This window comes from Luteibacter aegosomatissinici, assembly GCF_023078495.1.
GTDB classification, from domain to species: Bacteria; Pseudomonadota; Gammaproteobacteria; order Xanthomonadales; family Rhodanobacteraceae; genus Luteibacter; species Luteibacter aegosomatissinici.
Genome location: NZ_CP095742.1, coordinates 259056 through 272520, shown reverse-complemented (window position 1 = coordinate 272520; position 13465 = coordinate 259056). Strand labels below are relative to the sequence as shown.

General features: G+C 63.1%; 11 protein-coding genes. 8 read left to right on the top strand and 3 right to left on the bottom strand.

Features of this window, described 5'->3' with window-relative positions; all coding sequences use genetic code 11:
- Positions 1-123: 123 nt before the first annotated feature.
- Positions 124-1230, bottom strand: a complete 1107-nt coding sequence (locus L2Y97_RS01205) for a hypothetical protein (protein ID WP_247431905.1) — start codon at positions 1228-1230, stop codon at positions 124-126.
- Positions 1231-1364: 134 nt separating this feature from the next.
- Here L2Y97_RS01205 and L2Y97_RS01200 point away from each other — a divergent pair, with 134 nt between their 5' ends.
- Both L2Y97_RS01200 and L2Y97_RS01195 read left to right on the top strand, forming a co-directional pair.
- Positions 1365-3653 carry a CocE/NonD family hydrolase gene (locus L2Y97_RS01200; RefSeq protein ID WP_247431902.1) on the top strand — a complete coding sequence of 763 codons (2289 nt, stop codon included), beginning with the start codon at positions 1365-1367 and terminating at the stop codon, positions 3651-3653.
- A gap of 270 nt (positions 3654-3923) precedes the next feature.
- On the top strand, positions 3924-4688 hold the full coding sequence (locus tag L2Y97_RS01195) for a hypothetical protein (RefSeq protein ID WP_247431900.1): 765 nt from the start codon (positions 3924-3926) through the stop codon (positions 4686-4688).
- A gap of 55 nt (positions 4689-4743) precedes the next feature.
- Here L2Y97_RS01195 and L2Y97_RS01190 read toward each other — a convergent pair whose 3' ends face one another.
- Positions 4744-4962, bottom strand: a complete 219-nt coding sequence (locus L2Y97_RS01190) for a hypothetical protein (protein WP_247431898.1) — start codon at positions 4960-4962, stop codon at positions 4744-4746.
- Positions 4963-5245: 283 nt separating this feature from the next.
- On the opposite strand from L2Y97_RS01190, the gene L2Y97_RS01185 reads away from it, so the two are divergent.
- The 6 genes from L2Y97_RS01185 to L2Y97_RS01160 all read left to right on the top strand — a co-directional run bounded on the left by L2Y97_RS01185 (position 5246) and on the right by L2Y97_RS01160 (position 12279).
- Positions 5246-6889: a multicopper oxidase family protein gene (locus L2Y97_RS01185; protein WP_247431895.1), complete on the top strand. Its 1644-nt coding sequence runs from the start codon at positions 5246-5248 to the stop codon at positions 6887-6889.
- Positions 6890-7071: 182 nt separating this feature from the next.
- Positions 7072-9108: an alkaline phosphatase family protein gene (locus L2Y97_RS01180; protein WP_247431893.1), complete on the top strand. Its 2037-nt coding sequence runs from the start codon at positions 7072-7074 to the stop codon at positions 9106-9108.
- Positions 9109-9179: 71 nt separating this feature from the next.
- A complete protein-coding gene (locus L2Y97_RS01175; RefSeq protein WP_247431891.1) occupies positions 9180-9620 on the top strand; it encodes a DUF3617 domain-containing protein in 441 nt (146 codons plus the stop codon).
- 213 nt (positions 9621-9833) lie between these two features.
- The gene (locus tag L2Y97_RS01170) at positions 9834-11414 is read left to right on the top strand and encodes a Gfo/Idh/MocA family protein (protein ID WP_247431888.1); all 1581 of its coding nucleotides are present in this window, start codon (positions 9834-9836) and stop codon (positions 11412-11414) included.
- A gap of 45 nt (positions 11415-11459) precedes the next feature.
- Positions 11460-12008 carry a P-loop NTPase family protein gene (locus L2Y97_RS01165; protein ID WP_247431885.1) on the top strand — a complete coding sequence of 183 codons (549 nt, stop codon included), beginning with the start codon at positions 11460-11462 and terminating at the stop codon, positions 12006-12008.
- A 43-nt stretch (positions 12009-12051) separates the two neighbouring features.
- Positions 12052-12279, top strand: a complete 228-nt coding sequence (locus L2Y97_RS01160) for a DUF3820 family protein (RefSeq protein WP_247436968.1) — start codon at positions 12052-12054, stop codon at positions 12277-12279.
- 16 nt (positions 12280-12295) lie between these two features.
- Here L2Y97_RS01160 and L2Y97_RS01155 read toward each other — a convergent pair whose 3' ends face one another.
- Entirely contained in the window at positions 12296-13366 is a 1071-nt protein-coding gene (locus L2Y97_RS01155; RefSeq protein ID WP_247431882.1) for a LacI family DNA-binding transcriptional regulator, read from the bottom strand.
- Positions 13367-13465: the final 99 nt, after the last annotated feature.

Below are 13465 nucleotides of genomic sequence, written 5' to 3'. Positions count from 1 at the left end.
TGCGATCATGTTTGGTTATCCACCAGCTCGATCGTGGATTCCCGTCCAACTACCTCTTCGCGCCCGACGCCTTGGTAGTCGTTCTCGGGCAAGACGGTCTCGTTGCGAGCACGCTTAAGTACCTCAATCAACCGACTGCAAATGCCCCTTCATCGCCCTAAGCCACGGCTTAAGTCGTTCGACATCGTCAAACACTCTAAGGTCCCGTTCGAACAGCTGGATAAACCTGTTCACATCGGCAAGGTATTCATTAAGCGCGCGCTTGATGATCTTGGGTGAGGTCGTCCCGGCCGGTTTCAGCCCGCAGCGCATCTGAAATTCCGAATCCACTTCGACCAGCTCCTTGTCGAGCTCGCGGAGTTGTTCCTTGAGAACCGCGTTCCAGCGCTTGAGGCGCTCCGCACTCACGCTATCGATCGCTGCCTGGTCGATGTGTTCCAGCTCAAGCTGGATCTCCAGCAGTTCAAGCAGGCTTCGACCCGCGTATGCACGATTGACCCGCTGCATCAGTGCCGCCTTCCGGCCGCGCTCGACGGGATCGGCCTCGCGATCGGGATGCAACGCGCTGACGAGCTTGCGGTAAACCTCCCGAAGCGAAACGTGGGCTTCGGCTTCCTCGGCCTGAGCACGCTTTCGTGTCGCCTTTTGCCCTTGAGCCTTCCTGCGTCCGGCCTGGGCGTCCTCGCGCGCCTGGCGCTGCTGATCTTCGCTGCGCTCCTGCTGGTCGAGCTGTTCCTGGATTCGCCGCATGGTCTCCTCAGGTGAGCTCGCGTCGGCGGCCTCGGTGGGGTCGACGACAGGCATCTGATGGAGCGCGGTCTTCTGATCCGCCGGAATGCTTGCTTCGTCCGCACGAGCTGACGCGCTGTAGCGTCCATGGATCTCCGCGACAACAGGATCATCCACCCACATGAGCACCTGGTCGGCGAAGTGCGTGATGAGCTCCGCGACGATCCCCCGCTCCGCCTTGGTGAGCTCCCTCATATCGTGCGATTGGTCGAGCCGGTGAATGAGCCGAGAGCGCACCTCATCCAGCTTCTGGCGCCGCGGCACGAGTTCCCCGTTGTACTTGCGGTTGAACTCGACTCGGTACGCTTCCCAAGCAGCCAGCGTGGCGCGCCGCTCCCTGATCCTGGTCACGAGCGTATGGAAGGATTTTTGGCTCTTCGATACTGGCCGAAGGCTATCTACGTTCGGCGCATCGCTGGCTGTAAGGGCTTTCTTGACCATGCAGAGCCATTCTACCGCGCGTCATTCAAGCGTAGACCGTGTTCCCAGACCACCTTGGGCGCCATGCCTGACGGCACTCCTCGGCCCGGGCGAGAGACTGGCATCATCGGCGGCAGTCCAGCGGGGAGCTCCTCATGCGTAAGGTGTTGCTGCTCAGCGTCATGCTCGCCTTATCCAGCCTCCCAGCGTGGGCCGCACCGCCGCCCGCCCTGGCCTGGCGTCCGGACGCTACCGGCGGTGCCGAGCGTGACCTGGCGACCCAGGCCATCGCGGCCCGGCACGACGACGACCCGGATACGCAGCTCGACACGCTCGCCCAGTTGCAGCTGGCCGCCGGTCGCTACGGCGACGCCGAGGGCACCCTCGCCCAGCTGATCGCGCGCAGGCTGGCCGGGCCCAGGCCTCTCGACGCGGCGCCGGCGATCCGCTTCCAGCTCTACGCGCGAGCCAGGCGGCTCGAGGCCACCGAGCACCTGAGCTTCGGCGACGCCTTCGCCCGCGCCTTCCGCGACCTGTCCGCCAGGTGGGACGATGTGCTGGCGTCGCAGGTCATCGCCGGCTTCGGCTCGGCTCTGGAACCTTACGGACCGCAACCCGAGGCGCTGCGCACTGACTACACTCGATTGCGCGACGCCCAGAGCGGCAAGACGTCCATCGACCTCGCGCACGCGGTAGCGTTGCTCAAAGCCTATGAACTTGCCGAGTCCTACACCGCCTACCGTCCGTTCACCGACGCGCTGATCGCCGAGGACGATGCCCGCCGCTACGAACTGCACGCGCCGGTGCTGGTGAAGACGCCCGACGGCGCTCAGGTCGAGGCCATGTTCATGCTGCCGAAGAAGCGCGGCGCACGACTGCCGACGTTGCTCGGCTTCACCATCTACGCCAATGACTGGCGGTCGACGACCGAGCTGCGTCTCACCGCCGCACACGGCTATGCGGCAGTGGTCGGCTATTCGCGCGGCAAGGGCCTCAGCCCCGATCGCGCCACGCCCTACGAATACGACGGGGTGGACGCCGACGCGGTGATTGACTGGATCGCGAAGCAGCCCTGGAGCGACGGTCGGGTCGGCATGTACGGCGGCAGCTATAACGGGTTCACTCAGTGGGCGGCGGCGAAGCACCGGCCGAAGGCGCTGCGCGCGCTGATGCCGTCGGTCACGGTGGCACCGGGTATCGACGTTCCGATGGAAGGGAACGTGTCGTGGGATTTCGTGTACTCCTGGGTGCCCTACACGACCAGCGGCAAGGATCTGGACGAAGCCCACTATGGCGACCACAAACACTGGAACGATCTCTACCGCCGCTGGTACCAGAGCGGCCGCGCGTTTCGTGAACTGGATGCCTTGAACGGCGTGCCCAATCCGATCTTCCAGCGCTGGCTCGACCACCCTTCGTACGACGCCTACTGGCAGGCAATGATTCCGTACGGCCGTGAGTTCGCCGACATCGACATCCCTGTGCTGACCACGACGGGCTATTTCGACGGCGGCCAGATCGGCGCGCTGTACTACGTGCGCGAACACCACCGGTATAACCCGAAAGCCGAACACTACCTGTTGATCGGTCCGTGGGATCACGTGGGCGCCCAGCGGCGGGCGTCGCCGGTGGTTCGTGGCTATGCCATCGATCCGGTGGCGAAGCAGGACATCAGCCGGGATATCCGCTACCAGTGGTTCGATTACGTATTCCGCGGTGCACCGAAGCCCGCGCTGCTCACCGACAGGATCAACTACGAGGTGATGGGCGCCAATGTGTGGAAGCACGCACCCACCGTCGAGGCCATGTCCGCCGGCCATCGCCGCTTTTACCTCGCCAATGACGGAAAGACGCTTTCCCTCGCCGACCAGCCATCGAAACAACCATCCCCGCTGACCGTCGACCTGGCCAAACGCGACGACCTCCCTGCCGACGATGCGCCCGCCCCGGCGATCGACGATCGCAACGGCCTGGTCTTCACCAGCGAGCCGCTGGCGCCGGGCACCGAGATCAGTGGCCTGTTCAGCGGCTCGCTGCAGGTGGTCACCAACAAGCGGGACTTCGATGTGGCGATCCAGCTTTACGAGAAGAAAGCCGACGGCACGTACTTCGCGCTGTCGTCCTACCTCGCCCGTGCCAGTTACATCGGCGACCGTTCGCGCCGTCAACTGCTGACCCCTGGCAAGCCGACCACGCTGACGTTCACCAATGGACGGACAACCAGTCGCCTGTTCGAGCCAGGTAGTCGTCTGGTCGTGGTGGTCTCCGTGGTCAAGGACCCCGGGTCCTCGATCAACATGGGCAGCGGCAAGCCGGTCAGCGATGAAACCGTCGCCGATGCCAGCGCACCGTTGACCCTCAGCTGGCTACCGGGCAGTTACCTGGACATCCCGGTGACGGTGAACATCACAGCCAACGCGCCGAACGCGCCTACATCTCCTTAGGCGACGGATTAAGTCGCTATATCGTCATAAACCCGTCCGGCGTGACACGACTGGCGCCGCAGAGGAAACTCGCGGTTTAATGCGCCCACGCCGGGCCACGAGCTAGCTCGCGTAGCACCCGGCACCGTGCAGCCGGCGCCGCTGCCACTATCGGACCTTGGGGACGCGTGTCACATGGAGAGCGTAGCGCCCCATCTGCTCATGGACAGCACACACTACAACTGTGCCAGTTGCCGCAAGACCTTTAAGTTCAGCACAAGGACTCGCGTGATGCCAACCAAAGCCCTTCCGCTTAAAGCCCTGGCCCACGCTACGGTGGCCGCCATGCTCCTCACCGCCCCCATGCTTCACGCCCGGGAAGCCCCGCCACCGTGGCTTCGCAAAGGCCTCGTGCCCTCGCTCATGATGGAAGCCGTGGATCAGGTCTCCGGCGACAGCATGCTCAATGCCACGCCGGCCACCTACGATGTCGCGACCCAGAGTTGGTCGGTCACGTTCATCCCCGTAAATGGCACACCTTTCATCGGGACGCTCGACGAAACGACAGGCAAGGTCTGTGCGCACCGCCCCAACGAGACCGAGTGCCTGGGTAGGGGAAGCGCGAAGCTCAGCCTCGACCTGGCAAAGGCATCGTACGCCCGGCAGGAAGAGGGTAGACGCAACCCAGCGCCCGACATCGAAGACCTGTGGCGGGCCGTCATCCGCTACGCGCAGCCGCCCGAGCACATGCCATCGGGCCCGCGAACCATCTACCTGGCACTCAAGGATACGAACGACGAACGTGTTGTTCCGGCCGCCTCGTTTTTCGACAGCATCCACGTCGACGGCGTGGCCTTCGTACCCGCCGGCAAGGCACCCGATACCCGCCATCTCGCGTGGCTGACCATCGGCCAGCCTTTACCCAGGCCCGATGGCGATTACGACGTCACCTACGGCCAGGTGAGCGGCATCGGCGGCCAAAGCTCAACATTGCGTATGACCCACACGACGGCCGGCTGGCGTGTCGTCTCACGGCAACAGGGTGACATGATGTGATCGTGCACGCCGTCACGGTATTCCGCCAGACGATGCCTTGCCGACACCACAGATCTCAGCGCAACAGGTACCGCTTCGCCAGCGCGCCGAAAAGCATGAACATCAGAAGGCCTGCCATGGATGGGATTCCTACCATCATCGTCGCCAGCAACACTTGTCCCTCAAAACCTCGAAACATCATCTCTTCATCGGGCGGCCCCTGACGAAGGAAGCAGACAAGTGTGCCGATACCAATGGCGGTTATAGCGAACCATGCTTTCACGACGCTGGACACGCGCGGCCACGTTTTCACAAGAATGGTTGCTCCGTTTCTCCGGGGATGATGCTGTGCTGCCGCGTCTTGCGAACGGGTCGATCACTCATCTGTGGCAATGATTCGTGAACGCCGCCGACACCATCCTACAGCCTGCCGCATTCGATAGTTACAGCTGGCTCAATTAAATCCAATCTCTATCAGGGTCAGGAGCTCGGGATTCGCTGCGACCTGGATTGAAATCTCCTTGTCATTCACCTGACCTACGTTGGATTGCTCGACAGACAACGAGCGATGACTACCCATGGACAGTTCCCGACGCCGTTTCCTGGGCGTTGCCGGCGGATTCGCCGGCGCATGCGTCTTCGTCGATACCTTGCGCGTGGCCCAGGCGATGGAAATGCCCATGGCCATGCCCATGAAGCAACGGATGGCCATGCCGGCCCTGGCCGCGCCGAACGTGCCGCTGGTGAACCCGGTGACCATGGCGAAGTTCGTGGATGCCCTGCCAGTGCCGCCGATCGCCGTGCCCACCGGCAAGCGTACTCACGCCGCCTTCGGAAGCCGGGAGTTGCCGTTCTACCGCATGCCCATGCAAGCCTTCAGTGCCAGGGTGCACCGGGATCTGCCGCCGACACCGCAATGGGGCTACGCTGGTTCCACACCCGGCCCCACGATCGTGACGCGCCGTGGCGAGCCGGTTCTGGTGGAATGGGCCAACGAACTTCCCACCCGGCATTTCCTGCCGATCGATCACGGTGTTCACGGCGCGGAGAAGTCCAAACCCGAGGTTCGCACTATCACCCACGTGCACGGTGCACGCGTCTCCGCGCCGAACGACGGCTGGCCGGAAGACTGGTACGTGCCGGGCAAATCGCTGACTGCCCTTTACCCGGGTGACCAGGACGCCACCACCTTGTGGTACCACGACCACGCCATGGGCATCACCCGGCTGAACATCTATGCGGGCCTGTTCGGCAGCTTCCATGTGCACGATGACGACGAGCAAGCCCTGGGGCTGCCCTCAGGCGAGTTCGACATTCCGTTGATGCTGTATGACCGCCTGCTCGCCAAGAGCGGCAAGCTTTATTACCCAGTGTCCGACGATCCCGAGGCGCCATGGGTGTCCGAATGCCGCGGCGACGCCGTGCTTTGCAACGGCAAGCTGTATCCATATCTCGACGTGGAGCCGCGCCGGTACCGCTTCCGGCTGATCAACGCAGCCAATACCAGCTTCTTCAACCTGTCGCTGTCACATGGCAAACCGTTCCAACAGATCGGCAGCGACCAAGGCCTCTTGATAGCGCCCACCGATCGCATGAACATCGAACTCTACCCGGCCGAGCGAGCCGAGGTGGTCGTCGACTTCAGTGCTTATGCGGGCAAGTCGGTGCAGCTACGCCACCAGGCCGACGGCATCGTGGAGTTCCGTGTGCGCGCCAAGGGTCGCAACGACTCCTCGGTGGTCCCGGCCACATTGCGCCCGATAAAGCGCATCGAGTTATCCACCGCAGTGCAGGACCGCGTACTCGCACTAGGTGAACAGGACGATTCGGGCGGCAACCCAATGACGATGCTGCTCGATGGAAAGATGTGGAGCGATCCCATCAGCGAGAAGCCCAAAAAGGGCACGGTCGAAACATGGACGTTCGTCAACGTGACCGGCGACGCGCACCCCATCCATCTGCACCTTGTGCGCTTCCAGGTACTCGAGCGTCGCCCGTTCGATCTCTACGCGTGGAACGCACGCAAGGAACTGAAGTTCACCGGACCATCGATACCACCGGCCGCGCATGAAGCCGGTTGGAAAGACACCGTGCGCTGCGACCCCGGCATGGTCACGCGCATCATCACGCGCTTCGACGGTGAGCCAGGCAAATACGTCTGGCACTGCCATTACCTAGAGCACGAAGACAACGAAATGATGCGCCCCTACGAACTCGTCTGAAAAAACGATTGTTCGCAAGATCTTGCGTTGACACGTTAGCGTCATCACGCTCTCGCGCATTGTCGCCACCATGCCAACGATTCGTCACATGCGGGGCAGATGCTCACGCCGGTCGACGGGCCAACCAAAACCTTCGTCGATACGCATCAGGGGGAAGACTTCCAGTAGGGAGAAATTCGCACATGGTTACTTGGTTGCGCCGCACGCGGCTTTCGCCGCTGTTGCTTGGTGCGCTTTCCGTCGGCCTTGCCGGCATTGTCAGCGCCCAGGACACCACTCCGCCCGATCACGATGCACAGTTTCGCCAGAATGTGCCCGTGGCTCCCTTCAAGAACCAGGCAGGCCTTCCCGGCGGCGTGGTTGTGCTGCACAAGCCGCCCCGCGGCCAGGACAACAGCGACAATACGGTCACCCCGATCAAGCACGTGATCCTGCTGATCGGCGAGAACCGCACGTTCGACCACGTGTTTGGCACCTACACCGCGCCGAAGGGCCAATCGGTGGACAACCTGCTGTCCAAGGGCATCGTCAATGCCGACGGCACGCCGGGTCCGAACGTGGACCTTGCCACGCAGTTCATGGCTTCGAGCACCGGCAAGTTCGACATGTCGCCCAAGAAGGCTGGCAAGTACAAGACGCTTCCGCAGATGAACACCGGTGGCGCACCCACCGCGGCACCCTTCGCTTCGGCAGCACAGGCGCAGGCGCTTGAACCGGCACTGCCCGATGGCACCTACGACATGCTTGCTGCCGGTGGCACGGGTTTGCCCAACGGCGTGGTCGATACCCGTTTCCCGGCCAAGCTCGCGAACGCGCCAGTGGATATGCACGCATCGATCAGCTACGACGCATACGCCAACAGCCCCGTGCACCGCTTCTTCCAGATGTGGCAGCAGCTCGATTGCGACACCAAGGCAGCCACCGCCGCCAACCCCAGCGGTTGCCGCAACGACCTGTTCCCCTGGGTCGAAACCACCATGGGCGCGGGCAACAACGGCGCGCCGCTGCCGGCGAACTTCAACGACCAGACCACCGGTGAAGGCGCGACCGCCATGCAGTTCCTGAACATGGCCCAGGGCGATGCGCCGTACTTCAAGAAGCTGGCCCAGAAGTATGCGCTGAGCGATAACTTCCACCAGTCAGTGATGGGTGGCACGGGTGCCAACCACATCATGCTGGGCTACGGCACCTTGATCTACTACGCCGATGCCAACGGCAACCCGGCCACCCCGCCGGAAAACCAGATAGAGAACCCCGACTCGCAGTTCGGTACCAACAACTGGTGGGTGCAGGACGGTTACGGCGGTGGTTCGTACGTCGAGTGCGCTGACGAAAGCCAGCCGGGCGTGAAGCAGATCAAGAACTACCTGCGCTCGCTGCCGTACCTGTCATTCAAGGGCACGGACTGCAAGCCCAAGGCCTACTACCTGGTGAACAACTACAACCCAGGCTACATGGGCGACGGCACCCCGGCCCCGCTGGGCGCTGATCAGTTCACGATCCCGCCGACCACGCAGGAGAACCTGGCGCTGCTGCTGGAGAAGCACAACGTTTCCTGGAAGTACTACGGCGAAGGCTTCGGTGGCGGCAAGGAAGACGGCGAGGCCGGCACCTTCTGCAACATCTGCGACCCGTTCCTGTACTCCACCCAGGTCATGACCAACCCGGAACTGCGTGCCAAGAACCAGGACATCAACGACCTGTACAGCGACATCCAGAACAACACGTTGCCGGCCGTTTCCATCGCCAAGCCGGACGGCATCCTCGATGGCCATCCGGCCTCGTCGAAGCTGGATCTGTTCGAAGGCTACGTGCGCAAGATCGTCGAGATGGCCGAAGCCAACCCGAAGGTGTGGGACGACACCGTGATCATGGTGACCTTCGATGAAGGCGGTGGCTATTACGATTCGGGCTACATCCAACCGATCGACTTCTTCGGCGACGGTACACGCATCCCGCTGCTGGTCGTGTCGAAGTTCTCCCTCGGCGGCAAGGTCGTTCACACGTACTACGACCATGTCTCGTTCGACAAATTCGTCGAAGCCAACTGGAACCTGAAGGATCAGATCTCTCCCCGCAGCCGCGACAACCTGCCTAACCCGGTGTCGTTCAGGGAGAACCCGTATGTACCGGTGAACGCGCCGGCCATCGGCAACCTCATGGACATGTTCAACTTCACCAGGAAGGATGTCAGCGATACCACCGCGATCGCTGACTGATCACTCACGGTTCACTCGATACCGACCCTGCCCGCGAATGCGGGCAGGGTTTTCGTGTTGCAAGGAGTCAAATGATGATGAAGCGTTTGCTGCTGGCCCCGCTTGCCGCGGCCACCTGTGCATTTGCCATGAGTGCTGCCACACCTGTCCAAGCCGATCCCGGTGACTTCGGCGCCATGCCCGGGCTGTGGAAGATCCTGGTCCGGCACGTGACCAACGGTAAGGCGGGTGCACCGGAGGTGCATTGGCACTGCGTGGATGAAGGTGCCGATCCGTGGACCACGTTCGCCGCGTGGACGCCTGCCGAGGGCGAGTGCACTGCCACGGACCAGCAACGACGCAGCACCTCGCTGGCGTGGACGCTCACCTGCAAGGGGGCGTCGGCGGCGTCGGCCCATGTCGATTTCGATAGTGCCAAGCACTACACGGGCAGTGTCACCGTCGAAGGCCGTGGCGAGATCACGCAGGTCGAAGGCGCCCGTTACGCAGCCTGCACCAGTCCGCAGGATTGATGCGGCGGTCGTAACTATCGCACCGCCTTCTGGCGCTTGCCGTTTCGCGTGTGTGCGGAGGAAATGTCGCACCGCATCATCGAGTCGATCGTTTCCCCTGCGATTAGATCGATTGAATCTCCGAACGATATGCGATATGAACTCCAGCTGCCTTCCTGGGCTCGGGCTTCGTCCCGACCGCTTCCTGATAGCCAAACGGAGATCGCAGCGCATATGTCGGACAAATCGAAGCTCGAGAACGAGAAGCAGGCCACCGTCACTGGGGAGGCACCCGGCGACACCCTGGGGAACATCAAACTCTCCCGCCGCAACTTCCTTGCCGGCTCGGCCATTGCCGCCACCGGCTTGCTGATCGTCCCCCGCCATGTGCTGGGCGGGGTGGGCCACACGGCCCCCAGCGATCGCCTCAATATCGCCGGCGTGGGCGTCGGCGGTATGGGCGGCAACAACATCCGCGCCCTCGCCAGCGAAAATATCGTCGCCCTGTGCGACGTGGACTGGGGCTATACCGACCGAAACTTCCGCAAGATGTTCGATGGCGTGGCGAATGCGCAGGCGCGCCTGGACAAGGCAACCACCGCGAAGAAGCGCCTCGAGATCCAGCAGCAGATCGCGCTCACGAAGCAGCTGGCGAAGAAGTACGACTCGATCAAGCGCTACACCGATTTCCGCCGGATGCTCGAGGAGCGGAAGGACATCGATGCGGTGGTCATCGCCACGCCCGATCACCTGCACGCGACGATCGCCAGCGCGGCGATGGCCCTTGGCAAGCACGTGTATGTGCAGAAGCCGCTGACGTGGTCGGTCTTCGAAGCCCGTGAAATGGCGCGAAAGGCACGGGAAAACCCGAAGCTCGCCACGCAGATGGGCAACCAGGGCCATTCGACCGACGACACGCGCCTGATCCGCGAGTACATCGATGCGGGCGCCATTGGTGAAGTGCGCGAGGTGCACGCCTGGACCAACCGCCCGCTGGGCTATTGGCCGCAGGGCGTGCCACGCCCGCAGACCGTGCCGGCGCCGTCGGCCACCAGCTGGGACATGGACGCGGTGAATGCGCGGCTTGCCAACGCCATGGCTGGTAACTATCCGAAGCCGCAGGGGCTCGAGTGGGATCTTTTCCTCGGCCCTGGCCCCGAGATCGAGTACCACCCGCTCTATCACCCGTTCAACTGGCGCGGTTGGGTCGACTGGGGCATGGGCGCGCTCGGCGACATGGGCGCCCATCTGATCGATTCGCCGTTCTGGTCGCTCGACCTCGGCTTCCCGACCTCCATTGAGACGGTCTCGACGCCGTTCAACAACGCCTCGTACCCCACGGGCACCATGACGTACTACGACTTCCCCGCCCGTGGCGACAAGCCGCCGGTGCGGCTCACCTGGTACGACGGCAACCTGCTGCCACCGGACCTGGAGGCGCTGGGTGCGGGCCAGATGCACGACGGCGGCACGCTCTACGTGGGCTCCAAGGGCAAGCTGGTCCACGAAACCTACGGTGATAATCCGCGCCTGCTGCCGCAGTCGTTGCAGGAGTCGGTGGGCACGCCGCCCCAGAAATACACGCGCATCACGACCTCGCACGAAATGAACTGGGTGGATGCCTGCAAGGGGAAGGGCAAGACGACCTCGCCGTTCGAATACGCCGCCCAGCTCACGGAAGTGATGCTGCTCGGGATCGTCGCGCTGCGCGCAGGCCACCGGATCGAATACGACGCGCAGAACATGCGGGTCACGAACATCCCGGAGGCCAACCAGTTCCTGCGCCGCGATTATCGGGCAGGCTGGACGCTCTAACCCAGGTCACGGCATGATCGCGCTGATCAAGAAAGGCCGCATGCCGTGACTGATCTTCGTCCTCTAGGTGAGCTGGGCCGTCGGATCTGTATCCTCGGCCCATCGAACAGCGGCAAGTCGACGCTTGCTGATGCAATTGGCAGGCGCATGGGCTCGCGTGTCATCCACTTGGATCAATTGCATCACCTGCCCCACACGGCATGGAAGCCACGTCTTCGCGACGCATTCCATGCCCTCCATGACGCGGCGATCAAGGAGAATGACTGGGTGATCGACGGGAATTACTCGTCCTGTATGCCGCAACGGTTGGCGCGCGCCACAGGGTTGATCCTCCTCGATGTATCCACATTGACGAGCCTGGGCCGCTACCTCTATCGAACTCTGTTCGATCGCCGGCGCGTTGGCGGTCTCGAGGGCGCGCCCGAACGTATTCACATGGATATGCTTCGGCACATCATCGTGGCGACACCGGCCAACCGTACGCGCTATGCGACCATGTACGATGCGCTGTCTCTGCCAAAGGTCCGGCTGGCATCCACTCGGGCGATCGACGAAGCCTACGCTGCGTGGCAGCTCAATCGAGACCGCACGTAGGGGATAAGCCGGATCGCCGGAATGACGCCCATGGAGCCATCCCCTGAAACCCGAAGACCTCAAAACCCTCGTGACGCTCCCCATGCCCTATGGCAAGTACAAGGGGCGTCTCATTGCCGACCTGCCCGGCGCATACCTGGCCTGGTATGCCCGCAAGGGCTTCCCGCCGGGGCAGTTGGGTACCCTGCTCGCACTGGCCCTGGAGCTCGACCACAACGGGTTGAAGGGCTTGCTGGATCCGCTTCGCGCGGGCGGGAAGCGCGCGCCCTGAAGCGACGCGCCCTCGGCTAACGCGGGCACGGTCCGGTCGACCCGCGCACGACCAGCTCAGCGGACAACACCCGCTTCCGCGTTGGCACCTCGGGCTCGTTGAGTAGCTCGATCAGCATGGTCATGGCCTCACGGCCCAGCGCGTTCTTTGGCTGCGATACCGTGGTCAGCGGTGGCGAGGTGTAGCGCGAGTAACGGATGTCGTCGAAGCCCACGACGGAGACATCCTCCGGGATGCGCAGCCCATGCGAGATCAGGGCGCGCATCGCGCCAATGGCCATTTCATCATTGGCGCAGAACAGCGCGCTGAACGACTGGCCTTGCGCAAGGAACATCTCGACAGCACGTTCGCCGGCTTCGATCGAGAAATCGCCCACCGCTGTGAGAGCGGGATTCGGCGCAATCTTCGCGCGCTTTAACGCGAGATGATAACCCTGCTCGCGGTCGACGCAGATGGGACTCGACGCGGGCCCGGCGATGAAGGCGATATCGCGGTGCCCCAGGGTCACGAGATACTCCACGGCCGTGGCGGCCGCGGCGACGTTATCGACATACACGCTCGATATCGCGCTGTCCTTGACGTACTCGCACGCGTTGACGAGGGGCAGGCGGCCTTCCATGGGAATGGCCGGCACGCGATGGAACATGGTGATGATGCCGTCGGCTTGCCGGGCCGCGACCATGTCGGCATACGTCTGCTCGCGCACCAGGTTGCTCTGCGTTTCGCCCAGGAGCACCGAGTACCCCTTCTCGAACGCCACCTGCTCGATACCGCGGATCACTTCCGAGAAGAACGGGTTGGTGATGTCCGGCAACAGGGCGATGATCAGCCGCGTGCGCGCGGTGCGCAGATTGCGCGCCAGCGCGTTGGGTGTGTAGCCGAGGCGTTTGACCACTTCCTGGATGCGCTGGCGGGTTTCCTCGCTCACCATCTCCGGGCGTTGCAGCGCACGGGAAACGGTTGCGACTGAAACTTTTGCCGCGGCGGCGATCTCCTTCACCGTACGCACGCGCACAGGCTGCGCCGCAGCATCGGCGGCCGACGCTGCGCCCGGTTTCCGTTTTCGCTTTGATCCCTCGTCACTCACGCAATTTCCGTCCCTCTGCCTGCCCGTGATGCTCCGCCCGACGGCCACCGACCAGGCCGCGATTATGCTGCATTGCAATGTAATGGATTACATAAAATC

Coding starts and splice junctions, on each gene's coding strand:
- L2Y97_RS01195 (WP_247431900.1), top strand. CDS start 3,924: ATGCCAACCAAAGCCCTTCCGCTTAAAGCCCTGGCCCACGCTACGGTG.
- L2Y97_RS01185 (WP_247431895.1), top strand. CDS start 5,246: ATGGACAGTTCCCGACGCCGTTTCCTGGGCGTTGCCGGCGGATTCGCC.
- L2Y97_RS01200 (WP_247431902.1), top strand. CDS start 1,365: ATGCGTAAGGTGTTGCTGCTCAGCGTCATGCTCGCCTTATCCAGCCTC.
- L2Y97_RS01175 (WP_247431891.1), top strand. CDS start 9,180: ATGATGATGAAGCGTTTGCTGCTGGCCCCGCTTGCCGCGGCCACCTGT.
- L2Y97_RS01205 (WP_247431905.1), bottom strand. CDS start 1,230: ATGGTCAAGAAAGCCCTTACAGCCAGCGATGCGCCGAACGTAGATAGC.
- L2Y97_RS01170 (WP_247431888.1), top strand. CDS start 9,834: ATGTCGGACAAATCGAAGCTCGAGAACGAGAAGCAGGCCACCGTCACT.
- L2Y97_RS01180 (WP_247431893.1), top strand. CDS start 7,072: ATGGTTACTTGGTTGCGCCGCACGCGGCTTTCGCCGCTGTTGCTTGGT.